This is a genomic window from Sinorhizobium meliloti, from assembly GCF_017876815.1.
In the GTDB taxonomy this organism is placed as follows: Bacteria; Pseudomonadota; Alphaproteobacteria; order Rhizobiales; family Rhizobiaceae; genus Sinorhizobium; species Sinorhizobium meliloti.
This window is the reverse complement of record NZ_JAGIOS010000001.1, coordinates 1,160,477-1,182,622: the sequence shown is the minus strand read 5'-3', so window position 1 is coordinate 1,182,622 and position 22,146 is coordinate 1,160,477. Positions and strand designations below refer to the sequence as shown.

Below are 22,146 nucleotides of genomic sequence, written 5' to 3'. Positions count from 1 at the left end.
GCTGCAAAGAAACGCTTGCGTAACGGTCGCCGGCTATGCTCCCGGACCAGTGATCCACGCAGGAGTTTCCTTTGCCGGTCGAACTTACCCCTTCTCAGGCGCTGGGGCTCTGGCATGCCGTGTCGCTCGAACAGGTGCGCGTCGACAGCCGCGATCTGACCTTGCGCCAGATGGCGATCCTGTTACAGATCTACCTCGTGCCGCCGCCCCATACGGTGCGCGGCCTCGCAGCGTCGCTCGGCGTGACGAAGCCGGTGATCACGCGCGCGCTCGACACCATGGGTGCGCTCGGCCTGGTCGACCGGATCCGCGACGAGCGCGACAGGCGCAACGTCATCATAAAGCGCACCGTCGAAGGCGCGCTTTATCTTGAAAAATTCGGCGATTTGATCATCAATCAGGGCCGGAAAATGTGAGCTTATCCATGCCAGAAGTCCTCGACCGCCGACTCAATGCCTATCGCGAGGATATCGCCGAGGCACGTCTGCGCGGTCTCGTCGAGGCAAAGCGCTTCGTTGAAGGAACGCCGGCGGCCGTATCCGTTCCGGTGACGCCGCTGCGGGCGAGGCCGGAGGCCGGCTGCGGCACGGATACGGAGCTTCTCTATGGCGAGACGGTGCGCGTGCTCGACGTCGCCGACGGATGGGCGTGGGTCAGGTCCGACCTCGACGGCTATGTCGGCTACGTACCGGAGAATGTCGTGCAGCCCCCGCAAGCGCCGGCGACGCACCTCGTGGCGGTGCCGCGGACATTCGTCTATCGCGGCGCGGATCTGCGCTTTCCCCAGGCCTTTGCCCTTTCCATGGGAAGCCGGATTGCCGTCGTCGGCGAGGCCGAGACGCGCGGCACGCGCTATTTTCTGCTGGATGGCGGGCTGGCGATCGTCGCCGATCATTGCATTCCCGCAGCCGGCGCGCTCACGGAAGACTATGTCGCAATCGCGGCCCGCTTTCTTGAAACGCCTTATCTCTGGGGCGGCCGCTCCGGCTTCGGCATAGACTGTTCCGGCCTCGTGCAGCTCGCGATGCAGATGGCCGGACGCAACGCGCCGCGCGATTCCGACATGCAGGCAAGCGGCCTCGGCCGCGCCATCGAGCGCGAGGAACTCACGCGCGGCGACCTCGTCTTCTGGAAGGGCCATGTGGCGATCATGGAGGACGAGAAGACCCTGCTGCATGCCAACGGACACACGATGACGGTGGCGCGCGAAGGCCTAGAAGACGCCATCCGGCGCATCGGCTGGCTGTATGCGCAGCCGACGGGGTACCGGCGGCCTTGATCCCCGGATTTTGCGGCTTTCTTGAGCCGCAGCCGCCCCTCATCCGCCTGCCGGCACCTTCTCCCCGCATGCGGGGAGAAGGGAATCGCGGGTTCGCCTTCGCACCATCTCCACACGCAGGCGCGCCGTGGCGTACGTCCCCTCTCCCCGCATGCGGGGAGAGGGTTAGGGTGAGGGGCGGTCGTCCCCGCGCGCGGGGAGAAGGTTAGGGTGAGCGGCGATCGCTGCGCGCCTAATCAATAGCCGGCTACCTTATCCACTACATGCTCCAGGGGCAGCCCGCTCTCGAAGCGCGCGATCTGGTGCTCCACATGCACGAAGAGCGCCCTGACGTCGGACGAGGCGGCGACATGCGGCGTCACATAGACGTTCGGCATGTCCCAGAAGCGGCTTTCCGGGGAGAGCGGCTCCCGTTCGAAGACATCGAGCGAGGCGCCTCCCAGGACACCCGAATCGAGGCACTCCAGGATGTCGGCCTCGACCTGGCTGCCGCCTCGACCGGCATTGATGAAAACGGGCGCGCCGAACGGCCCGTTCCGGCTGAGCTTGGCGAAGAGAGCGGCGTTGAAGATACCCCTGGTATCCGGCGTCAGCGGCAGCAGGCCGACGAGAAAATCCGTCCTGCCGAGAAATGCATCCAGTCCGGCGGCGTCGTAGGTCTCAACACCCTCGATCACCCGCTTGCTTCGCGACCAGCCGATCACCTTGAAGCCCATCGCGGCGAGCTTACGGGCGGCGTCCTGGCCAAGCACGCCCATGCCCATGATGCCGACGGTCACGTCGGCTGCTTCCGGCTGGCTGAGGTCGCGCCATTCGTGCTTCTTTGCCAGCGCCTCGTAGGCGCGGTGCTGGCGAAGATGCAGGAGGCACTGCATCATCACCCACTCGCTCATCCTTGTCGTCAGGGTCCGGTCGACGAAGCGCACCAGCGGCACGTCGGGCAGGCCCGGCAGCGTCAGCACGTGGTCGACGCCGGCGCCGCCGGAAAAGACCACCTTGAGGTCGGGTGCGCGGGAGAAGAGGTCGGGCGCGGATTTCCAGACCACCGCATAGTCGATGCCGGATAGGTCACGCTCCTGATGCGCCGGGTCGGCGAGATCGATCACCTCGCGGCCGGGAAAGGCGCCCGCAAGCGCGGCTTCGACCTCCTCGGGAATGAATTTCAGGTCGACGATCACGGGGCTCTTGGCGGGCATGGGAGAAACTCTACTGATGAACGGCGGCGAGATTGACCGCTTCGAGGTTGAAAGCGGCGGCCATCAGCGCCTTGGTATAGTCTTCCGTCGGTGCCTCGAAGATGCGCTCGGCGGGTCCCTGTTCCACGACCTTGCCGAGCCGCATGACGATCACCTCGTTGGCGAGCGCGCGCACGACCCTGAGATCATGGCTGATAAAGAGATAGGCGAGATTGTGCTTGCGCTGGAGATCGCGCAGGAGATCGACCACCTGGGCCTGCACGCTCATGTCGAGGGCGGAGGTCGGCTCGTCGAGCATGACGAACTGGGGCTTCAGCACCATCGCCCGGGCGATCGCGATGCGCTGGCGCTGACCGCCGGAAAATTCGTGCGGATAGCGCCAGCGCGTGGCGGGATCGAGGCCGACCTCTTCCAGTGCTGCGGCGACGCGCTGGTCGCGCTCGCCGTCCGTCAGCGCCTTCTCGTGGATCTTCAAACCCTCGCCGATAATGTCGGCGATCGACATGCGCGGGCTCAGCGATCCGTAAGGATCCTGGAAGACCACCTGCATCCGGTTTCTGAGCGGCCGCATCTCGCGGAAACTGTAGGCGTCGATGTCTTCCCCGACGAAGGCGATGCGGCCCTTGGACGAGATCAGCCGCGTCAGCGCAAGGCCAAGCGTCGTCTTGCCGGAACCGGACTCGCCGACCACGCCCAGCGTCTGACCGGCGCGGAGCGTCAGGTCGATGCCGTCCACCGCCTTGACGTGGTCGACCACCCGGCGCAGGAAGCCCGCCTTGATGGGAAACCAGACCTTCATGTCCTTGGCTTCGATCACGATCGGCCTCGAGGCATCCGAGGGCGGCGGTTCGCCCCGCGGCTCGGAGGCAAGCAGGTGGCGGGTATAGGCGTGCTGCGGATTGGCGAAGATCTCGGCGGTCGGCCCGGTCTCGACGATCTTGCCCTTTGTCATCACGCAGACCCGATCGGCGATCTTGCGGACGATGCCGAGGTCGTGGGTGATGAACAGCATGGACATGCCGTGCTCGTCCTTGAGCGACTTCAAAAGCTCGAGGATCTGCGCCTGCACCGTGACGTCGAGCGCCGTGGTCGGCTCGTCGGCGATCAGGAGCTCCGGACGGTTGGCAAGCGCCATGGCTATCATTACGCGCTGGCGCTGGCCGCCCGAGAGCTGATGCGGGTAGGCCCCGAGGCGCTTTTCCGCCTCGCGGATGCCGACCTGTTCCAGGAGCTCCAGCGTTCTCGCGCGGGCGGCCGCACCCTTGAGGTCCTGATGGATCTCCAGGATTTCGCCGATCTGCTGCTCGATCGTGTGCAACGGATTGAGCGACGTCATCGGCTCCTGGAAAATCATCGTGACGTCGTTGCCGCGAACATGCCTGAGCTCGTCGTCGCTCGCCTTCAGGAGGTCCTTCCCGTTGAAGAGGATTTCGCCGCTCGGATGGCTTGCGGCGGGGTAGGGCAGGAGCTTCAGGATCGAGTTGGCGGAGACCGATTTGCCCGAACCGGACTCCCCGACTAGCGCCACGGTCTCGCCGCGCTTGATGTCGAAGGAGATGCGGTCGACCGCAAGCGACGTTTCGCCGCCCTGGTGAAAGGCGACGGAGAGGTCGCGCACGGAGAGGAGGGTATCTGTCATCGTCGCGCTCACCGGAACGTCTTTCTCGGGTCGAAGGCGTCGCGCGTCGCTTCGCCGACGAAGATCAAAAGCGACAGCATGATCGACATGGCGAAGAAGGCGGTCAGCCCCAGCCAGGGCGCCTGCAGGTTGGACTTGCCCTGCGCGATCATCTCGCCGAGCGACGGGGAACCAGGAGGCATGCCGAAGCCGAGAAAGTCGAGCGAGGTCAGCGTGGTGATCGAGCCCGAAAGAATGAAGGGCAGGAAGGTGAGCGTCGCCACCATCGCGTTCGGCAGCAGGTGCCGGTACATGATGGTGCCGTTGCCGACGCCGAGCGCGCGCGCCGCGTTGACATATTCGAAATTGCGGGCGCGCAGGAATTCGGCCCTGACGACGCCGACGAAGCCGACCCAGGAAAAGAGCAGCATGATGCCGAGCAGGATGAAGAAGCCCGGCGGCAGGATGGCGGCGATGATGAGCAGGATGTAGAGCACCGGCATCGACGACCAGATCTCGATGAAACGCTGCATGAGCAGATCCGTCCAGCCGCCGAAATAGCCCTGCACGGCACCGGCCGAAACGCCGATGACCGCCGAGGCGATTGTCAGCGCGAGACCGAAAAGGACCGAGATGCGAAACCCGTAGATCATCCGCGCCATCACGTCGCGCGCCTGGTCGTCGGTACCGAGCCAGTTCAGGTTGCCGGCTATGCATCCGGGGTCGTCGGCCCCTTGCGGGTAGGCGGAGCAGCGCTCCTCCTCGCTCATCAGCCAGAAGGGAGGCGTGGGCGCCGAATGGGGGATGCTGGAGTTGACCGTCTGGTAGGAATAGCGGATCGGCGGCCAGATCATCCAGCCGTTCGCCCCGATCTCGTCGCGGATGAAGTCGGAGCGATAGTCGGTTTCGGCGAGGAAGCCGCCGAATTTCTCTTCCGGATAATCGAACAGCACCGGGACCAGGATCTCGCCCTTATAGGAGGCGAGGATCGGCTTGTCGTTGGCGATGAACTCGGCAAACAGGCTGAGGCCGAAGAGGAGGAGGAAGAGCCAGAGGGACCAGTAGCCGCGGCGGTTGGCCTTGAAGTTCTGCCAGCGGCGGCGCCCGATCGGCGTGAGCCAGCCCTTTTCCGGCGCGCCGGCATAGGCGGTAGCGGTGCTCATCAGACGTCCCTCCGCTCGAAATCGATGCGCGGGTCGACCCAGGTATAGATGAGGTCGGAGACGAGGCTCACGACAAGCCCCATCAGCGAGTAGATGAAGAGGGTCGCGAAGACGATCGGATAGTCGCGCTTGACGACCGCGTCGTAGCCGAGCCGCCCCAGCCCATCGAGCGAGAAGATGTATTCGATGAGCAGCGACCCGGTGAAGAAGGCGGAGATGAAGGCGCCGGGAAAGCCCGCAATGATGATCAGCATCGCGTTGCGGAACACGTGTCCGTAGAGAACGCGCCGCTCGGTCAGACCCTTGGCCCGCGCCGTCGTCACATATTGCTTCTTGATCTCGTCGATGAAGGAATTCTTCGTGAGCAGCGTGGTGGTCGCGAAGGCGGAGAGCAGAAGCGTGATCAGCGGCAGCGTCATGTGCCAGAAATAATCGATTATCTTCTCGTACCAGGAAAGCTGGTCGAAATTGTCCGAGACCAGGCCGCGCAAGGGGAACCAGTCGAAGAAGGATCCGCCGGCAAAAAGCACGATCAGGAGAATGCCGAAGAGGAAACTCGGCACCGCATAGCCGACGATGATGACGCCCGAGGTCCAGACGTCGAAGGTCGAACCGTCGGAGACCGCTTTCTTGATGCCGAGCGGGATCGAGATGGCATAGGAAAATATGAGGATCCAGACCCCGAGCGAGATCGAAACCGGCATTTTCTGGATGATGAGGTCGATGACCGGCGTATTGCGGAAGAAGCTCTCGCCGAAGTCGAAGCGCATATAGTCCCACATCATGGTGACGAAGCGCTCGAGCGGCGGCTTGTCGAAGCCGAACTGTTTCTCGAGCTTGGCGATGAAATCGGGATCGAGCCCTTGCGCCCCGCGATACTGCCCGCCGTCGCCACCGCCGACAGGCATGAGGTCGCCGGCATTGCCGGAAAGCCTGTCAGAGCCTGCCGCGTTGGTGAGGTCGGAGATCACCTGTTCCACCGGCCCGCCCGGCGCAAACTGCACGACGGCGAAGGAGATCGCCATGATGCCGACGATCGTCGGGATCATCAGCAGGAGCCGGCGCAGGATATAGGCACCCATCAGGCGAACCTCTGGATCGACGAATTGCTGGCGAAGCAGACCGGCGCAGCGTCGACTGGAATTGCTCTAATGTGCCTCAAATCCTGCATCTCCCAGCGGCTGCGGCCTCTGCGGAGCCGTTCGTGTTTCGTGATTCGTTTCCCGCATTTGGAATCGAGAGAGCGCCTGAGCGCAAGAGCTTCATTTTGCAGCCGTGTTTTTCGACCACCACGCATCCGGGAAATCCATCCCGTAATAGGGAAGCTCCTTCGGGCGGGCCAGGTGGTTCCAGTAGGCAACGCGCAAGGCCTTCGAGTAGAAGAGCGGCACGACGTAGTGATGCGCGAGAAGGACGCGGTCGAGAGCCCGTGTCGTCGCGACCAGCTCTTCGCGGTTCGGCGCGAAGACAATTCTCCGGATAAGTTCGTCGATCGCCGGATCAGCGATGCCGGCATAGTTCCTTGATCCCGGCTGGTTGACTGAGGCCGAACCCCAATAGTCGCTCTGTTCGTTGCCGGGCACGAGCGTTTGCGCCCAGATGCCGTAGATCATGTCATAGTCATAACTTCTGACGCGGTTGGTGTATTGCGAGTCGTCGACGGTGCGGATGCGAGCATCTATCCCGATCTTCCTCACGCTGTTCACGAACGGTGTGACCGTACGCTCGAAGGTAGGATTGGACAGAAGGATCTCGAAGCTGAACGGCTCGCCGGTCTTCGCGTTCACCAATCGGCTGCCCTTCAGTTCGTAACCCGCCTCCTTGAAGAGTGCGAGCGCCTTGCGCAAGTTGTCGCGCACCTTTTGCGGATCGCCGTTGACAGGGTTCTTGTAGGGCGTGGTGAAAACGGCGGCAGGAACCTTGTCTTTCAGTTCTTCAAGGATTTCTTTCTCGCGCCCTTCGGGCAAGCCGGAGGAGGCAAGCTCCGTGCCCCAGAAATAACTGTCGACGCGCTGAAACGCATTGTGTGCGAGGCTGCGATTCAGATCCTCGAAGTCGAAGGCATAGTTCAACGCCTGGCGCACCCGCTGGTCCTTGAATTTTTCGCGGCGCATATTGGGCACGAAGGCCTGCATTATGCCGGTAGCACGCAGCGGGTTTTCGATTTCCTCTCGGATAACCCGGCCGTCCTTCATTGCCGGAAAGTCGTAGGCCGTGGCCCAATGGCTTGCGCTGTTGTCCTGATAGAAATCGACATTGCCGGCACGGAAGGCCTCGAACTGCACGCTCCTGTCGCTGAAGAAGGCGTAATTGATGGTGCGGAAATTATATCGGCCGACATTCACGTTGAGATCCTTGCCCCAATAGTCGTCCCGCAATTCGAAGCGGATCGAGCCGCCCGCTTGGAACGAGGCGATCTTATAGGGGCCGGAGCCCATGACCGGCTCCAGCGTCGTGCGGCTGATATCGCGCTTGCTGCCCTTGGCGTCCTGCCCTTCCCACCAGTGCTTCGGCAGGATCGGAAACTGGCCGAGAATGTTCGGCAGTTCGTGGTTATTCTTCTCGTCGAAACGGAAGGTGACGTCGCGCTCGCCTGTCTTTTCCGCCGAAATCACGTGGCGGTAGTAGTTGGAAAAAAGCGGATTGTGCTCTTTCACCATATCGAAGGAGAAGACGACATCCTCCGGCGTCACCGGTTTGCCGTCTGCCCACTTGGCCTCTGCCCGCAGGCGAAAAGTGGCGGAGGAAATATCGTCCGGATATGAGATGCCCTCTGCGAGCAGGCCGTAGGAGGTGGTGATCTCGTCCTCGGCGGATTTCAGGAGTGTTTCGAAGACCAGCGAAGAAACGCCCGTCGCCACCTCGCCCTTGGCGAGGATCGGGTTGAACGAGTCGAACGTCCCGCTCTCCGAGAGCCGCAGTTCTCCGCCCTTTGGAGCATCCGGGTTGACGTAATCGAAGCGCGCGAAGCCGTCCTTGTATTTGGGTTCTCCGATCGACGACGTAGCGTGGTGCCAGACGGGTTGTTCCTCGGCATTGGACGCAGGAGGAAGGAGGAGAAGCGCTGCTGTCAGAAGCGAGGCCGCGAGGCCAGGCTTCACGGTCCTGCAGAAGTTTGGCATCCGGCCGGTACCCCTTTTTTGTCTCAATGTTCTTTTTAACGAACATAGGCGAAATCAGGGCAATTGACAGGACTTGCCCAAAATCAGGCGAAATTCTTCGGTCACATCCCGGTGAGTCGCAAGGCTGCTGCAACCGCGGCGAATCAGGATAGGAGAGGGCAGCGGACTGAGGGCGCCGCGCGTCCCGTCAGACGCGCAGAGGTCGCTGCAACGCTTCAGGTTGCTGCATGTTTTGTCCTTTGATCGGGACGAGCAAGAAAACATGCAGCAAGCAAGGTCATGGGGAATGGAATGAAATTTGATGCGCGTGCTGCGCTTCGGCGCTGCGGTTCGACCGTCCTGGCTCTGATCATGGGGGTGAGCCTCGTCTCCGCCGAGGCGGCTGCGAACGACGCTCCCCCGGCCAAGGAGCTCTTCGGCGCCAAGGACTTGCCGATGCAGGCGGCGCCGGCTTCGTTCGGGTTCTACTCCAAGGGCTGCCTTGCCGGTGGGGTCGCCATCCCCACCGACGGCCCGACATGGCAGGCGATGCGCCTCTCGCGAAACCGCCGCTGGGGGCATCCCGCGATGATCGCGCTGATCGAGCGCTTCTCCCACGATGCCGTCGAGAAGATCGGCTGGCCCGGCCTTCTGCTCGGCGATATCTCGCAGCCGCGCGGCGGTCCGATGCTTTCGGGTCACGCTTCGCATCAGATCGGGCTCGATGCCGATATCTGGCTGACGCCGATGCCGCAAAGAACGCTGAGCTACCAGGAACGCGAGACGATTTCCGCGACGTCCATGCTCGACAAGAGCAAGTTCCTGACGGTCGATCCCTCCATCTGGACACCCTCTCACGCCCGGCTGATCATGATGGCGGCGAGCTATCCGCAGGTCGAACGGGTCTTCGTCAATCCCGCCATCAAGAAGAAGCTCTGCGACACCTGGCGCGGCGACCGCGCCGCACTCGGCAAGGTCCGGCCGATCTACGGCCACGACTATCATTTCCACATCCGGATCAAATGCCCTCCAGGTTCCAAGGGCTGCAAGGACCAGGCCGTGGTTCCGGCGGGTGACGGCTGCGACAAGTCGCTCGCCTGGTGGTTCACGGACGAGCCCTGGGCAAAGCCGAAGCAGAAACCCGGAGCGAAGCCGCCGAAGCCGAAATTCGCGAAGCTTGCCGATCTGCCGAAGGCCTGCGCGCTGGTGCTGAACGGCCCCGCACCCGCTTCCGAACAGGAGGCTACCTACGGCACCGCCTATCGCGCCCCTGCCGCAATTCCCGCTGCCGCGACCAGCATAGAGGCCGTGATCGAGGCGGCCGGCGAAGCGCCGCTCGCAAACATTCCGGTACCCTCGCCGCGGCCCGGGCTGCAATAGCGCCTTTGCAAATTCACGGTGCTCATGTATAGGCCCTTCAAATCGATTTAAACGGTTCGTTTGCGCGCGCCAATCGAGCCGCCCAACCGCTCCATGTACTTTCGCCGAGGGGGCTCTCGCATGGCAGATCGGAAATGTCTCGCCCTGATCGCCCATGATCAGAAGAAGGATGACCTCGCGGCTTTTGCAAAGGCGAACGAGGCGGTCCTGTCCAAGTGGAAGATCGTCGCCACGGGGACCACCGGCGGCCGTGTTCTCGACGTGTGTCCGGCGCTCGACATCGTCCGGTTGAAGAGCGGTCCGCTCGGCGGCGACCAGCAGATAGGCGCGCTGATCGCCACGGGCGACGTGGACTGCCTGATCTTCTTCGTCGATCCGTTGACGGCCATGCCGCACGACGTCGATGTCAAGGCACTGATGCGCCTGGCGATCGTCTATGACATCCCGATGGCGCTCAACCGCGCGACTGCCGAGCAGTTGATCGACTTCAGGCGCAACTGATACATAATCCCGGGACCTTCACGCCGCGACACTCACACCGCGACCAGGACGGACTTCTTCCATGCCCAATGCGAGTGAACACAGCTTTCCCTTTCCGATCCTGATCGGCGACATCGGCGGCACCAATGCCCGCTTCGCACTGCTCACCGACGCCTACGGCGAACCGAAGCAGTTGGCCCCGATCAGAACGGGCGATTTCGCCACGATCGAGGAGGCGATGCAGAAAGGCATCCTCGACAAGACCTCCGTCCAGCCGCGCTCGGCGATCCTCGCCGTGGCCGGGCCGATCAAGGGCGACGAGATACCGCTGACGAATGCCGGCTGGGTGATTCGTCCGAAGGACATGCTGGCGAGCCTCGGGCTGGAGGATGTGCTGGTCATCAACGACTTCGAGGCCCAGGCGCTCGCCATCGCCGCGCCGGCCGATCAGGATGTCGTTCAGATCGGCGGCGGAGCCGTCCGGCCCTTCCATTCGCGCGTCGTGCTCGGCCCGGGAACCGGTCTGGGCGTCGCCGGACTGGTCTATGCGCAGCATACCTGGATACCCGTGCCCGGCGAGGGCGGTCATGTCGATATAGGTCCCCGGACGGAGCGCGACTTCCGGATCTGGCCCTTCCTCGAACCGATCGAGGGACGCATGGCCGGCGAGCAGATCCTGTGCGGCCGCGGCATCATGAATCTCTATCGCGCTGTCTGCGCCGCCAATGGCGAGGAAGCGGTTCTTGCGGATCAGGCGGCAGTGACGACGAGCGCGCTCTCCGGCGCCGATGCGGCGGCGGTCGAAACCGTGTCGCTCTTTGCGACCTATCTCGGGCGCGTTGCCGGCGACATGGCGCTGATCTTCATGGCGCGCGGCGGCGTATTCCTTGCCGGCGGCATTTCGCAGAAGATACTGCCGGCACTGACGAAGCCCGAATTTCGCGCGGCCTTCGAGGACAAGGCGCCTCATTCGGCATTGATGCGGACGATTCCGACCTTCGCCGTCATTCACCCCATGGCGGCGCTCTCCGGCCTCGCGGCCTTTGCCCGCACGCCGAGGGACTTCGGTGTTGCAATGGAGGGACGCCGTTGGAGAAGGTGACGCTGCGGCCGGCGCAGAGACTCGCCAAAACGGCAGCAAAGCACTATAGAGCCCCCGAAAGCGATGCCGGGGTGCGGTACGCGAGCGGGCTCAGGGAAGACGGGCTTATTGAACGCCAAGGATAGAAACAAGCGCGCAGTCGATTCCGAGACGATCACGGGAATCCTCAAGCGCGTCATCGCCGAAAACGGCCGCGACCACATCCGCGGCTATGCTTTCGCAATCGCATGCCTTGTCGTGGTGGCGGCGACGACCGGCTTCACCGCCTGGATCATGGAGGCGGTCGTCAACGAGGCTTTCGCCAACAGGCGCGCCGACATCGTGCTCCTGATCTGCGGTGCGATCTTCGCCGCCTTCGTCCTCAGGGGGCTTGCGACCTACGGGCAGGCGGTCGCCCTTTCCAAGATCGGCAACAACATCGTGGCGCGCTATCAGCGCCGGCTTTATGCGCATCTGATGGCGCTCAGCGTCGGCTATTTCCACGAGCACCGCTCGGCCCAGCTCGCCGCCAAAGTCAGCCAGAACGTCAGCGGCATCCGCGACGTGCTCAACATGACGGTCACGTCTATCGCCCGCGACCTCCTGACACTGATCGGCCTGGTCGTGGTCATGTTCAGCAAGGACTGGCTCCTGTCGTTGATCGTCTTCTTCGTCGCACCGCCATTGCTCCTCGGGCTCCGCTACATTTCGAGGCGCCTGCGCCTGGCGACGCGCGAGGCCGTCGAGGTCAACAGCCGGGTTCTCGGCGCCATGCAGGAGACGATCCAGGGCATCACCATCGTCAAGGCCTTCACGATGGAGAACGAATTGCGGCGCAAGGTTGAGTCTATCATCGATCGTGCCGAGAACCGGGCAAACCGCATCGCGCGCCTCAGCGAGCGCACGGCGCCGATGACCGAGACCTTCGCGGGACTGGCGATCTCGAGCGTGCTTGCCTATGCGGCCTTCCGCACGATCTATCACAACGTGCCGCCCGGGGCGTTCTTCGCCTTCGTTACCGCCCTGCTCATGGCCTATGATCCGGCTCGGCGTCTCGCGCGCCTGCAGGTTTCGATGGAGCGCGCGGCCGTCAATGCCCGCATGATCTACGAGATTCTCGACACGGTGCCGCACCAGCGCGACCGTCCGGACGCCACCGAGCTGAGGCTCGGCGAGGCGACCGTCGAATTGCGCGACGTGCGCTTCGCCTATGGCACCGGCGAGGAGATCCTCAAAGGCGTCAGCTTCCGCGCGGAGGGCGGCAAGACCACCGCGCTCGTCGGCCCCTCGGGCGCCGGCAAGTCGACGATCATCAGCCTGATCCCGCGCTTCTACGATCCGCTGTCCGGCGAGATACTGATCGACGGCCAGAATATCGCCGGCGTCACCAAGCAATCGCTTCGTGCCGGCCTCGCCTATGTCTCGCAGCAGCCCTATCTCTTCGAAGGCTCGATCCGCGACAACATCCGCTACGGCCGGCCCGATGCGACCGATGCCGAGATCGAGGAAGCGGCGCGGCTGGCCTACGCGCATGATTTCATCCTGGCGCAGCCGCAGGGCTATGACACGCCCGTCGGCGAGCATGGCGTGACGCTTTCCGGCGGCCAGCGTCAGCGCCTGTCGATTGCCCGCGCACTCGTCCGCAACGCGCCCGTCCTGCTTCTGGACGAGGCGACTTCGGCGCTCGACACCGAGTCGGAAGCCGCCGTTCAGAAGGCACTCGAAGAGGCGATGAGCGGCCGCACCGTGATCGTCATCGCGCACAGGCTCTCCACCGTCGTGAATGCCGACAAGATCGTCGTCATGAAGGAAGGCATCGTCGTCGAGGAAGGCTCCCATGAGGAGCTTGCGCGGCGTCCGGACGGTCTTTACGCTCGCCTCCACAATCTCCAGGGCAGCGGAGCGGATACGGTCGCCGAGGCACAGATCCTGTAGCACAAGGGAATTGCACGATGAACGAAACGGACATGAAGCTCGTTGTGGTCGGCGCGGCCGGCCGTATGGGCCAGACATTGATCCGGATCATTCACGAGACCGCCGGCGTGCGCCTTCATGCCGCGATCGAGCGGACCGGCTCGCCGTTTATCGGCCGCGATGCCGGCGAGCTTGCCGGTGCCGGCCCGATGGGGGTCGCCGTTACCGACAAGCCGCTCGAAGCCTTCGTCGAGGCCGAAGGCGTCCTCGATTTCACGGCGCCCGCCGCCACGGTGGAATTCGCCGGCCTTGCGGCGCAGGCGCGCATCGTGCACGTCGTCGGCACGACCGGCTGCTCGGCGGATGACGAGGCGAGGATCCGCGCCGCCGCCCGTCACGCCCGCGTCATCAAGTCGGGCAATATGAGCCTTGGCGTCAACCTGCTCGGCGTGCTCACGGAAAAGGCGGCGCGTGCGCTTCCGGCCGGGGGGTGGGACATAGAGATCCTCGAAATGCACCACAAACACAAGGTCGATGCGCCCTCGGGCACGGCGCTGCTTCTCGGCGAAGCGGCGGCCAGGGGGCGCGGCATCGATCTTGCGGATCACTCCGTGCGGGTCCGCGACGGCCACACCGGTGCGCGGCCCGAAGGGTCAATCGGCTTTGCGACGCTCCGCGGCGGCTCCGTCATCGGCGAGCACTCGGTTGTGATTGCCGGAGAGGGTGAAATGGTCACCCTTTCGCACAGTGCGACCGACCGCTCCATCTTCGCCCGCGGCGCCGTCGCTGCCGCCCTCTGGGGGCGGAGCCGGAAGCCAGGCTTCTACTCCATGCTCGACGTTCTCGGGCTCGACTGACATCCGATAATTCACAAAGAGGAAATCGAAATGAGCGGCACCCTCGTCCTTGTCCGGCACGGCCAGAGCGACTGGAACCTGAAGAACCTCTTCACCGGCTGGCGCGATCCCGACCTCACCGAACTCGGCATCGAGGAGGCAAAGGCCGGCGGCAAGGCGCTTGCCGATTACGGCATCAAATTCGACATCGCCTTCACCTCCGTCCTCATCCGGGCCCAGCGTACCTGCCAGCTCGTCCTCGACGCCGTCGGCCAGTCGTCGCTCGAAACGATCCGCGATCAGGCCCTGAACGAGCGCGACTACGGCGACCTCTCCGGTCTCAACAAGGACGATGCGCGGGCGAAATGGGGCGAAGAGCAGGTCCATATCTGGCGCCGCTCCTACGACGTGCCGCCGCCCGGCGGCGAGAGCCTGCGCGACACCGGCGCGCGCGTCTGGCCCTATTACCTGACCGACATCCTGCCGCGCGTGCTTTCGGGCGAGAAGGTGCTCGCCGCCGCCCATGGCAACTCGCTGCGCTCCCTCGTCATGGTGCTGGACAAGCTGACCAAGGAGCAGATCCTCAAGCTCAACCTCGCGACCGGAGTGCCGATGGTCTACAAGCTGAACGCGGATTCGACCGTCGCTTCGAAGGAAGTGCTAGGGGATATGTCCGGGGCGCATTGAGGCACACACCTCTTGCGGGCTGGTGCGGCGGATACTGCTGATGAATGGATCCCGGGATCCCTCGGGAACCCAACCGCCTCAACCTCCCTCGGTCGTCATCCTCGAGATTTGCCGTTTGCAGACCTGGTGGGTTCGAGGGAAGGGATTGCCCCTCAACCGGCTGCCGCCACCTTCTCCCCGCAGGCGGGGAGAAGGGATATGCCGCGCCCGCTCGCTCCCTTGAGCCGGCGGTGAATGCGAGGTTCAGTCGGCGCCGCTTGTCCCTTCGCCCCGCTTGCGGGGAGAAGGTGCCGGCAGGCGGATGAGGGGCAATCTACTGCATGTTTCCTTTAATCGTATACGATTAAAGGAAACATGCAGCAGATCAAAGTGCTACAGCGACCCTTGCGCGTCTGATAAGACGCGCGGCGCTGTAGGGCAACCCCTCAAGCCTTCCCCGCCTCCCAGCCGAGGATCGCGCGCTTGCGCGTCAATCCCCAGTGATAGCCGGTGAGATCGCCGGTCTTGCCGAGTGCACGATGGCAGGGCACGACGAAGGAGATCGGGTTGCGCCCGACCGCGGCGCCGACCGCACGCGAGGCCGTCGGCTGGCCGAGGTTTTCGGCGATCCTGGAATAGGTCGTGGCCTTGCCGAGCGGAATCTGCAGCAGGGTCTGCCATACGCGGATCTGAAAATCCGAACCGATCAGGAAAATCCGGAGCGGCTCTTCCGCGCACCAGCGGTCGGGGTCGAAAATGCGTGCCGCATAGCGCGCCGTCGCCGCGCTGTCCTCGACATAGGTGGCGTTCGGCCAACGGGCGGCCATGTCTTCGAAGCTCGCGCGCTCCTCGCCCGAATCGGCGAAGGCAAGGCCGGCGAGGCCGCGATCGGTCACCATCACCAGGGCCGTACCGAAGGGCGAGGGGTGAAAGCCGTAGCGGATGGTGAGGCCGGCGCCGCGCGCCTTCCACTCGCCGGGCGACATGGCCTCATGGGTGACGAAGAGATCGTGCAGCCGGCTCGGACCTGAAAGACCGACCTCGATGCTGGTCTCGAGCAACGGCATGTCCTCCTGGCGCAGGAGGCGCTTGGCGTGATCGAGGGTGACCGCCTGCAGGAAGGCCTTCGGCGAAAGCCCGGCCCAACGGGTGAAGACCTTCTGGAGCTGCGTCGGCGACTGGCCGAGGCGCCGGGCGAGCGACTCGAGCGACGGCTGCTCGCGATAATCTTCGGTCAGCATCGCGATCACACGCCGGACCGTGTCGTAGTCGGTGCCTTCCGGGGTGATGTCGGTGGGAATGGATGTAACGACGTTCATGATCATCTCCTTGTGCCACAGATAATCATGCGGGCGATCCTATAACCACCCGATTCTTGTCGGTCGGCCGGCCGGCTCAGCGCGACCTGGCGGTCGCCAGCGCCCGTGCGAAGGCGGCGGCGAAGGTTTCGCGGTCGTCGCGGTTGAGGAAGGAGCCGATATCGGTCTGCCGGCCGCCGCCACTGATCTTCATCGACACGATGCCGATCTCCTGATGGCGCTTGATGCTGAAGCGCGCCCAGAAGGTGTTGAAGCGGTGTTCGATCATCCTCCCCGACGGCGCGAACTTCCTGACCGAAACGTCGGTGCGCGAAACGCTGATCTCCTCGCGGGCCCGCGCAGCGTGGTAGTTGAGCCAGAAGGCACCGAAGAGCAGGATCAAATCGAGGCCGAAGAAAAAGACGATCGGCCAGGCGCCGATGACCAGAAACACGACGATGTGCATCAGGCTCATGATGCCGGCGATCATCAGTAAAATCTTGAAGCCCCTGTATCCCAGCGAGCGGTAGGGGGTGAGTTCGGCCGCAAAGATCGGCTCGTCATCGATGTTTGGCGCGGCGTTGCCTTTGATCATGACCCTTGACTATAGATGCAGCATGAAAAACGTGAAGCTCAAATCGCCACCACAAGAGCCAAAGCCTGCGAAAGCGACAACGCGCCGCACGGGAGGCCGCACGGGGCCACGCAGTGCCTACCGCACGGCGGAAGTCGAGGAAATCTTCCGCCGCTTTTCGGTGCAGCGTCCGGAGCCGAAGGGCGAGCTCGAGCACGTCAATCCGTTCACGCTCGTCGTGGCGGTGGCCCTCTCGGCGCAGGCGACGGATGCCGGCGTCAACAAGGCGACCCGGCAGCTCTTCGCTGTCGCCGATACGCCGGAGAAGATGCTCGCGCTCGGCGAGGAACGGGTCCGCGACTATATCAAGACGATCGGCCTCTACCGCAACAAGGCGAAAAACGTGATCGCCCTCTCCGAGAAGCTGATCGCCGACTTCGGCGGCGAGGTGCCGCGCACGCGCGAGGAGCTCGTGACGCTGCCCGGCGTCGGGCGAAAGACCGCGAACGTCGTGCTCTCGATGGCCTTCGGCCAGCCGACAATGGCCGTCGACACCCATATCTTCCGCATCGCCAACCGTATCCGTCTTGCGCCGGGCAAGACGCCGGACGAGGTGGAGGCGCACCTCCTGCGGGTGATCCCCGAGCACTATCTGTTCCATGCCCATCACTGGCTGATCCTGCACGGCCGCTATGTCTGCAAGGCGCGCCGGCCGGAATGCGAGCGCTGCGTGATAGCGGACCTCTGCAAATCGCCGGAAAAGACCTGCGATATCCCGGCCCCGCTCGTGGAATTGCCGCCGCAGGCGATCTCCGTCGCCGCCAGATCACGATGATTTCAGGTCGGGTCGACCTAAAATCACGGGCGGAAAACCGCACACACTTTTCCTCATCCGCTCGCAATCACTTTCCTCATTGAGCGATCAGGCGGTCGATCAGCCTGTCGATGGCGTAAGCATAGTCGGCCCGTGCAGCGCCCGCATCGATCTCGAGCGCAGCGCGGTCGAAGGCGGCGGACAACAGGAATGCCATCGCCTTGACCGTCTTCTCCTCCAGGCGGTGCGGAGCCATGGCGGCGGCGAGGCCTTCCTCCAGCGTTCTGCCGCCATGGGCGGCGTCGAGAGCCGCCATTTCGGTGACGCCCAGCACGGCCGGCCCGTCGAGCAACAGCAGGCGTACCCTGCCCGGAACGGCCATGGCGTCGAAATAGGCCGCCGCTCCTGCAAGCAGTGCCTCGCGGGGTGGGAGGGGAGCACCGGCCAATTGCTCGATCATCGCCGCGACCTCGCGTGCTTCCCTTTCTACGATCGCCCGAAACAGCGCCTTCTTGTCCTCGAAGTGATGATAGAGCGCGCCGCGCGTGAGCCCGGCTGCGGCAACGATGTCCGGCGTCGCGGTTTCGGCGTAGCCCCTGGAGACGAAGAGCGTGCGTGCGGCATCGAGGATCGCCGTGCGGGTTGCATCGGAGCGCTCCCGGTTGGAGCGTCTTGTTTCTCTCTGTTGCATACATGCAGCCTGTATGTTATTGAAGGATACATGCAGATTGTATGTGATCGAACAACGGAGGGAAAGGATGAAATCCACAAGCTATTATCCGGTGATCATGACGCAGGACGTTCGGCAGACGGCGGACTTCTACGTCAGGCATCTAAGCTTCGAGGCGCTTTTCGTAAGCGATTGGTACATGCACCTCCAGTCGACCGAGAACGAACATGTGACGCTCGCGGTCCTCGATTACCGTCATGAGACGGTGCCCGAACGGCACCGGGCGCCGGTGCAGGGCCTGCTCCTGAATTTCGAGGTGGAAGATCCCGATCGGCTCTATACCCAGATGCGTGAAGCGGGCCTGCCCATCCTCAAGCCGATCTGCGACGAAGACTTCGGCCAGCGTCATTTCATCACGGCCGATCCGAACGGCGTGATGATCGACATCATCAAGCCGATCCCGCCGAGCGCCGAGTTCGCCGCCGCCTATGACGCAAAGGCGTTGCCGACGTGATCGTCGGCATCCCCGGAATTTCCGCTGCATGCGGGAGCCTTACTGCATTTGAAAAGACGCATAACGCTGTTGCGTCTTCCAAATGGCCGGAAAACCGCTATTAACGAACACCGGTCACTAAGGAAACCCGGACGGAGTTCATGGCAAAATACGACGTTCTGACGATCGGCAACGCGATCGTCGATATCATTGCGCGCTGCGATGACAGCTTTCTCGAAGAAAACGGCATCATCAAGGGCGCGATGAACCTCATCAATGCCGATCGCGCCGAGTTGCTCTATTCGAGAATGGGACCGGCAGTCGAAGCCTCCGGCGGCAGCGCCGGCAATACGGCGGCAGGCGTCGCGAGCCTCGGCGGCCGCGCCGCCTATTTCGGCAAGGTCGCCGACGACCAGCTCGGCGAAATCTTCACCCATGACATCCGCGCACAGGGCGTCCATTTCCAGACGAAGCCGCTCGACGGCCATCCCCCGACGGCCCGCTCGATGATCTTCGTGACCGAGGACGGCGAGCGCTCGATGAACACCTATCTCGGCGCCTGCGTCGAGCTCGGCCCGGAGGATGTCGAGGACGACGTCGTCGCCCAGTCGAAGGTTACCTATTTCGAAGGCTATCTTTGGGACCCGCCACGCGCCAAGGATGCGATCCGCGAAGCGGCGCGCATCGCCCATGCCCATGGGCGGGAAACGGCGATGACGCTGTCCGACAGTTTCTGCGTGCATCGCTACCGGAGCGAGTTTCTCGAGCTCATGCGCTCGGGCACGGTCGATATCGTCTTCGCCAACCGTCAGGAGGCGCTCGCGCTTTACGAGACCGAGGACTTCGATCGCGCGCTCGAGCTGCTGGCCAGGGACTGCAAGCTTGCGGCGGTCACGCTGAGCGAGGAAGGCTCCGTCGTCGTGCGCGGCGCTGAGCGCGTACGCGTCGGTGCGAGCGTTCTGGAGCAGGTGGTCGACACCACCGGCGCCGGCGATCTCTATGCCGCCGGTTTCCTCTTCGGGTATACCAGCGGCCGCTCGCTCGAGGAGTGCAGCAAGCTCGGCAATCTGGCCGCCGGTATCGTCATTGGCCAGATCGGCCCGCGGCCGCTGGTCTCGCTTGCAACCGCCGCCCGCCAGGCAGCTCTCGTCTGAGGCTCTCGTCCGAGCGACGAATGGAAAGCACGCGTTGATGCTCATCATCTTGGGAGGCTTGCCCGGATCCGGGAAGACGACGATTGCTCGCGCTTTGGCGAAGCGATTACGCGCGGTGCATGTGCGCGTCGATACGATCGAGCAATGCATTCGGGCTTCGGGCGTACCGGGTTCCGTCGTCGGCGCCGCAGGATATGTAACGGCCTACGGGGTGGCTGAAGACAACCTCACGCTCGGCCACACCGTCATCGCGGATTCCGTCAATGGCCTGGGTGTGACGCGAGCCGCCTGGCTCGCGGTAGCAGACCGGTCGGCGGCGCCGGCCGTCGAGTTGGAGGTCGTCTGCTCGGACAAGGCGGAACATCGCCGCCGCGCGGAAACCCGGCTTTCCGACGTACCGGGTCTGACGAAACCGACCTGGGAAGAGATCACCGATCGCGTTTACGAAGATTGGGGATCGCGACCCCTCGTCATCGACACCGCGAAGAAGAACCCCGACGAGCTCGTCGCCGATCTTATTTCCAAGCTCGAACGCCAAAAACCAGGGAGCTGACGCCGTCCCGCCCGAAACGCTTACTTGAAGGCCTCGCCGGGATAGGCTCCCCAGATCTCGCTCTGGGCAATCCAGCCTTCGACCCCTTGAGTTTCGGCGTGGCACCAGTCGCCGTTGCATTCGCCGATGTGCAGCATGACGCCTGGTTCGACGCGCGCGACGATCGACGCCGTCCCCTGCGGATCGCGCCGCATGTTGACGAACACACCCTCTCCCTTGCTGCGCATCCACGGGGCCGCCAGCGCCGTGCGGTCGCCGGACAGAAGCGCCTGGTTGACCCAGCCCTCGGTTCCGTCGGCGTCGCGGATACGGCGCCAATTGTCATATTCCTGGATGATCTCGACAGGCACGCCGGATTTGAGATAGCGGAAGGCGACGGCATAGTCGACGCTCGGACCGATTCTCAAGTTCACGCTTTTCGCCTTCAGGCTGACGAAGCGGGGGAGGGGAAGGCCGCTCGGCCCCTTCGCCGCCTGCGCCTGGGCGGTGCCGGCCGTCAAGACCACTCCGAGCAAGGCTGCCATCGTGAGGGTGGAAACTCGTGAAATGAAGTGACGCATGACGAAGCTCATCTTCCGAACGTAAGCAGGGCTTGGCGAAAGCCCTTGCGGTGCTGACCGGCCAGGCGCTCGCAAATCCCCGCACTTTTCAAATCCCCGCACGGGGCGGCGACTTTCAATTGTGTTCCCCACCGGGTCTGGTAGAAATTGCGGCTATGGGGAGAACTATCACCCGACTTGGTTAAGGACCCGTCAACGAGGGCGCCGCTCACAGCAATGACAAGCAAGAAAAAGCCAACGGTCTACATCACCCGCAAACTGCCGGATGTCGTCGAAACCAGGATGCGTGAGCTCTTCGACGCGGAGCTGAACATCGATGACACGCCGCGCAGCCAGCCGGAGCTGGTCGCCGCGGTCAAGCGGGCCGACGTGCTCGTGCCGACGGTGACGGACCGGATCGATGCGGCGCTGATCGAGCAGGCCGGGCCGCAGCTGAAGCTGATTGCCGCCTTCTCGAACGGCGTCGACAACATCGATGTGGATGCGGCCGCACGCAAGGGCATAACCGTCACCAACACGCCGAACGTCCTGACCGAGGACACGGCCGACATGACCATGGCGCTGATCCTCGCGGTGCCGCGCCGGCTCGCCGAAGGTGCGCAGGTGCTGACCGACCGCAAGGGGGAGTGGGCAGGCTGGTCTCCCACCTGGATGCTGGGCCGGCGCATTGCCGGCAAACGCATAGGCATCGTCGGCATGGGGAGAATCGGCACCGCCGTCGCCCGCCGTGCCAAGGCCTTCGGGCTTTCGATCCACTATCACAATCGCCACCGCGTCAAACCGGAAACCGAGGAGATGCTGGAAGCGACCTATTGGGACAGCCTCGACCAGATGCTTGCCCGCGTCGACATCGTCTCCGTCAACTGCCCGTCGACTCCGGCGACCTATCATCTGCTCTCGGCCCGGCGGCTGGCGCTGATGCGGCCCGACAGCTACATCGTCAACACCGCGCGCGGCGGCATCATCGATGAGGCGGCGCTGATCAAGAGCCTCCGCGAGGGCAAGATCGCCGGCGCCGGGCTCGACGTCTTCGAGAACGAGCCGTCCGTCAATCCGAAGCTCATCAAACTTGCCGGCGAGGGAAAGGTCGTGCTCCTGCCGCATATGAGTTCCGCGACGCTCGAAGGCCGTATCGACATGGGCGAGAAGGTGGTGATCAACATCCGCACCTTCTTCGACGGCCATCGCCCGCCGGACAGGGTCCTGCCGGGGCGGGACTGAACCTTTGCGCGTCCGATAGGACGCGCGGCGCTGTAGGAAACGCATCGGAGAACTGCAGTCTCCTCTTACCTCATCCCTGTGACGAGCACAGGATG

General features: G+C 63.7%; 22 protein-coding genes. 13 read left to right on the top strand and 9 right to left on the bottom strand.

The genetic code is table 11. The features are described from left to right. The first annotated feature begins 71 nt into the window (after positions 1-71). Both JOH52_RS05685 and JOH52_RS05680 read left to right on the top strand, forming a co-directional pair. Positions 72-416, top strand: coding sequence for a MarR family transcriptional regulator (locus JOH52_RS05685; RefSeq protein WP_003537743.1), 345 nt, complete (start codon positions 72-74; stop codon positions 414-416). A gap of 8 nt (positions 417-424) precedes the next feature. Further along, on the top strand, positions 425-1,279 hold the full coding sequence (locus tag JOH52_RS05680) for a C40 family peptidase (protein WP_010968389.1): 855 nt from the start codon (positions 425-427) through the stop codon (positions 1,277-1,279). A 236-nt stretch (positions 1,280-1,515) separates the two neighbouring features. On the opposite strand, the gene JOH52_RS05675 is transcribed toward JOH52_RS05680, so the two are convergent. The 5 genes from JOH52_RS05675 to JOH52_RS05655 form a co-directional block, all read right to left on the bottom strand. Next, positions 1,516-2,475, bottom strand: coding sequence for a 2-hydroxyacid dehydrogenase (locus JOH52_RS05675; protein ID WP_010968390.1), 960 nt, complete (start codon positions 2,473-2,475; stop codon positions 1,516-1,518). Between the two features lie 10 nt (positions 2,476-2,485). Beyond that, positions 2,486-4,114, bottom strand: a complete 1,629-nt coding sequence (locus JOH52_RS05670) for an ABC transporter ATP-binding protein (protein ID WP_010968391.1) — start codon at positions 4,112-4,114, stop codon at positions 2,486-2,488. An 8-nt stretch (positions 4,115-4,122) separates the two neighbouring features. Continuing rightward, on the bottom strand, positions 4,123-5,256 hold the full coding sequence (locus JOH52_RS05665; RefSeq protein WP_003531959.1) for an ABC transporter permease: 1,134 nt from the start codon (positions 5,254-5,256) through the stop codon (positions 4,123-4,125). Beyond that, positions 5,256-6,338, bottom strand: coding sequence for a microcin C ABC transporter permease YejB (locus JOH52_RS05660; protein WP_003531958.1), 1,083 nt, complete (start codon positions 6,336-6,338; stop codon positions 5,256-5,258). The genes JOH52_RS05665 and JOH52_RS05660 overlap by 1 nt, the downstream gene beginning before the upstream one ends. Before the next feature lie 180 nt (positions 6,339-6,518). Then, positions 6,519-8,378, bottom strand: a complete 1,860-nt coding sequence (locus JOH52_RS05655) for an extracellular solute-binding protein (RefSeq protein ID WP_003531957.1) — start codon at positions 8,376-8,378, stop codon at positions 6,519-6,521. Positions 8,379-8,669: 291 nt separating this feature from the next. On the opposite strand from JOH52_RS05655, the gene mepA reads away from it, so the two are divergent. The 6 genes from mepA to JOH52_RS05625 all read left to right on the top strand — a co-directional run bounded on the left by mepA (position 8,670) and on the right by JOH52_RS05625 (position 14,735). Continuing rightward, on the top strand, positions 8,670-9,737 hold the full coding sequence (gene mepA, locus JOH52_RS05650) for a penicillin-insensitive murein endopeptidase (RefSeq protein ID WP_010968392.1): 1,068 nt from the start codon (positions 8,670-8,672) through the stop codon (positions 9,735-9,737). A gap of 120 nt (positions 9,738-9,857) precedes the next feature. Then, positions 9,858-10,238: a methylglyoxal synthase gene (locus JOH52_RS05645; protein WP_003531955.1), complete on the top strand. Its 381-nt coding sequence runs from the start codon at positions 9,858-9,860 to the stop codon at positions 10,236-10,238. A gap of 61 nt (positions 10,239-10,299) precedes the next feature. Next, complete coding sequence (locus JOH52_RS05640; protein WP_013844980.1) at positions 10,300-11,319, top strand: glucokinase; 1,020 nt, start codon at positions 10,300-10,302, stop codon at positions 11,317-11,319. A gap of 108 nt (positions 11,320-11,427) precedes the next feature. Then, the gene (locus JOH52_RS05635; protein WP_010968394.1) at positions 11,428-13,233 is read left to right on the top strand and encodes an ABC transporter ATP-binding protein; all 1,806 of its coding nucleotides are present in this window, start codon (positions 11,428-11,430) and stop codon (positions 13,231-13,233) included. A 17-nt stretch (positions 13,234-13,250) separates the two neighbouring features. After that, positions 13,251-14,069 carry a 4-hydroxy-tetrahydrodipicolinate reductase gene (dapB, locus tag JOH52_RS05630; RefSeq protein ID WP_010968395.1) on the top strand — a complete coding sequence of 273 codons (819 nt, stop codon included), beginning with the start codon at positions 13,251-13,253 and terminating at the stop codon, positions 14,067-14,069. Positions 14,070-14,099: 30 nt separating this feature from the next. Beyond that, entirely contained in the window at positions 14,100-14,735 is a 636-nt protein-coding gene (locus JOH52_RS05625; protein WP_017266295.1) for a 2,3-bisphosphoglycerate-dependent phosphoglycerate mutase, read from the top strand. Positions 14,736-15,160: 425 nt separating this feature from the next. On the opposite strand, the gene JOH52_RS05620 is transcribed toward JOH52_RS05625, so the two are convergent. Further along, the gene (locus JOH52_RS05620; protein ID WP_003531939.1) at positions 15,161-16,033 is read right to left on the bottom strand and encodes a methylated-DNA--[protein]-cysteine S-methyltransferase; all 873 of its coding nucleotides are present in this window, start codon (positions 16,031-16,033) and stop codon (positions 15,161-15,163) included. A 76-nt stretch (positions 16,034-16,109) separates the two neighbouring features. After that, entirely contained in the window at positions 16,110-16,607 is a 498-nt protein-coding gene (locus tag JOH52_RS05615; protein ID WP_010968398.1) for a DUF2244 domain-containing protein, read from the bottom strand. A 22-nt stretch (positions 16,608-16,629) separates the two neighbouring features. Between JOH52_RS05615 and nth the strand changes: the two genes are divergently transcribed. Next, the gene (gene nth, locus JOH52_RS05610; protein WP_010968399.1) at positions 16,630-17,421 is read left to right on the top strand and encodes an endonuclease III; all 792 of its coding nucleotides are present in this window, start codon (positions 16,630-16,632) and stop codon (positions 17,419-17,421) included. A gap of 76 nt (positions 17,422-17,497) precedes the next feature. On the opposite strand, the gene JOH52_RS05605 is transcribed toward nth, so the two are convergent. Next, entirely contained in the window at positions 17,498-18,091 is a 594-nt protein-coding gene (locus JOH52_RS05605) for a TetR/AcrR family transcriptional regulator (protein ID WP_010968400.1), read from the bottom strand. Between the two features lie 67 nt (positions 18,092-18,158). On the opposite strand from JOH52_RS05605, the gene JOH52_RS05600 reads away from it, so the two are divergent. From JOH52_RS05600 to JOH52_RS05590, 3 genes are all read left to right on the top strand, one after another. Further along, positions 18,159-18,584: a VOC family protein gene (locus JOH52_RS05600; protein ID WP_010968401.1), complete on the top strand. Its 426-nt coding sequence runs from the start codon at positions 18,159-18,161 to the stop codon at positions 18,582-18,584. Between the two features lie 140 nt (positions 18,585-18,724). Next, the gene (locus tag JOH52_RS05595) at positions 18,725-19,717 is read left to right on the top strand and encodes an adenosine kinase (RefSeq protein WP_010968402.1); all 993 of its coding nucleotides are present in this window, start codon (positions 18,725-18,727) and stop codon (positions 19,715-19,717) included. Between the two features lie 37 nt (positions 19,718-19,754). Further along, entirely contained in the window at positions 19,755-20,270 is a 516-nt protein-coding gene (locus tag JOH52_RS05590) for a P-loop nucleotide/nucleoside kinase family protein (protein WP_013844982.1), read from the top strand. 20 nt (positions 20,271-20,290) lie between these two features. Here the strand turns inward: JOH52_RS05590 and JOH52_RS05585 are convergent, their stop codons facing one another. After that, positions 20,291-20,794, bottom strand: coding sequence for an SH3 domain-containing protein (locus JOH52_RS05585; protein WP_227692134.1), 504 nt, complete (start codon positions 20,792-20,794; stop codon positions 20,291-20,293). Between the two features lie 252 nt (positions 20,795-21,046). Here JOH52_RS05585 and JOH52_RS05580 point away from each other — a divergent pair, with 252 nt between their 5' ends. Beyond that, positions 21,047-22,051, top strand: coding sequence for a 2-hydroxyacid dehydrogenase (locus JOH52_RS05580; RefSeq protein WP_003531928.1), 1,005 nt, complete (start codon positions 21,047-21,049; stop codon positions 22,049-22,051). Positions 22,052-22,146: the final 95 nt, after the last annotated feature.

Bases quoted from the DNA above. Each gene is read 5' to 3' on its own strand.
- JOH52_RS05680 (WP_010968389.1), top strand. From the start codon at position 425: ATGCCAGAAGTCCTCGACCGCCGACTCAATGCCTATCGCGAGGATATC.
- JOH52_RS05675 (WP_010968390.1), bottom strand. From the start codon at position 2,475: ATGCCCGCCAAGAGCCCCGTGATCGTCGACCTGAAATTCATTCCCGAG.
- JOH52_RS05670 (WP_010968391.1), bottom strand. From the start codon at position 4,114: ATGACAGATACCCTCCTCTCCGTGCGCGACCTCTCCGTCGCCTTTCAC.
- JOH52_RS05665 (WP_003531959.1), bottom strand. From the start codon at position 5,256: ATGAGCACCGCTACCGCCTATGCCGGCGCGCCGGAAAAGGGCTGGCTC.
- JOH52_RS05660 (WP_003531958.1), bottom strand. From the start codon at position 6,338: ATGGGTGCCTATATCCTGCGCCGGCTCCTGCTGATGATCCCGACGATC.
- JOH52_RS05655 (WP_003531957.1), bottom strand. From the start codon at position 8,378: ATGCCAAACTTCTGCAGGACCGTGAAGCCTGGCCTCGCGGCCTCGCTT.
- mepA (WP_010968392.1), top strand. From the start codon at position 8,670: ATGAAATTTGATGCGCGTGCTGCGCTTCGGCGCTGCGGTTCGACCGTC.
- JOH52_RS05645 (WP_003531955.1), top strand. From the start codon at position 9,858: ATGGCAGATCGGAAATGTCTCGCCCTGATCGCCCATGATCAGAAGAAG.
- JOH52_RS05640 (WP_013844980.1), top strand. From the start codon at position 10,300: ATGCCCAATGCGAGTGAACACAGCTTTCCCTTTCCGATCCTGATCGGC.
- dapB (WP_010968395.1), top strand. From the start codon at position 13,251: ATGAACGAAACGGACATGAAGCTCGTTGTGGTCGGCGCGGCCGGCCGT.
- JOH52_RS05625 (WP_017266295.1), top strand. From the start codon at position 14,100: ATGAGCGGCACCCTCGTCCTTGTCCGGCACGGCCAGAGCGACTGGAAC.
- JOH52_RS05620 (WP_003531939.1), bottom strand. From the start codon at position 16,033: ATGAACGTCGTTACATCCATTCCCACCGACATCACCCCGGAAGGCACC.
- JOH52_RS05615 (WP_010968398.1), bottom strand. From the start codon at position 16,607: ATGATCAAAGGCAACGCCGCGCCAAACATCGATGACGAGCCGATCTTT.
- nth (WP_010968399.1), top strand. From the start codon at position 16,630: ATGAAAAACGTGAAGCTCAAATCGCCACCACAAGAGCCAAAGCCTGCG.
- JOH52_RS05605 (WP_010968400.1), bottom strand. From the start codon at position 18,091: ATGCAACAGAGAGAAACAAGACGCTCCAACCGGGAGCGCTCCGATGCA.
- JOH52_RS05600 (WP_010968401.1), top strand. From the start codon at position 18,159: ATGAAATCCACAAGCTATTATCCGGTGATCATGACGCAGGACGTTCGG.
- JOH52_RS05595 (WP_010968402.1), top strand. From the start codon at position 18,725: ATGGCAAAATACGACGTTCTGACGATCGGCAACGCGATCGTCGATATC.
- JOH52_RS05590 (WP_013844982.1), top strand. From the start codon at position 19,755: ATGCTCATCATCTTGGGAGGCTTGCCCGGATCCGGGAAGACGACGATT.
- JOH52_RS05585 (WP_227692134.1), bottom strand. From the start codon at position 20,794: ATGGCAGCCTTGCTCGGAGTGGTCTTGACGGCCGGCACCGCCCAGGCG.
- JOH52_RS05580 (WP_003531928.1), top strand. From the start codon at position 21,047: ATGACAAGCAAGAAAAAGCCAACGGTCTACATCACCCGCAAACTGCCG.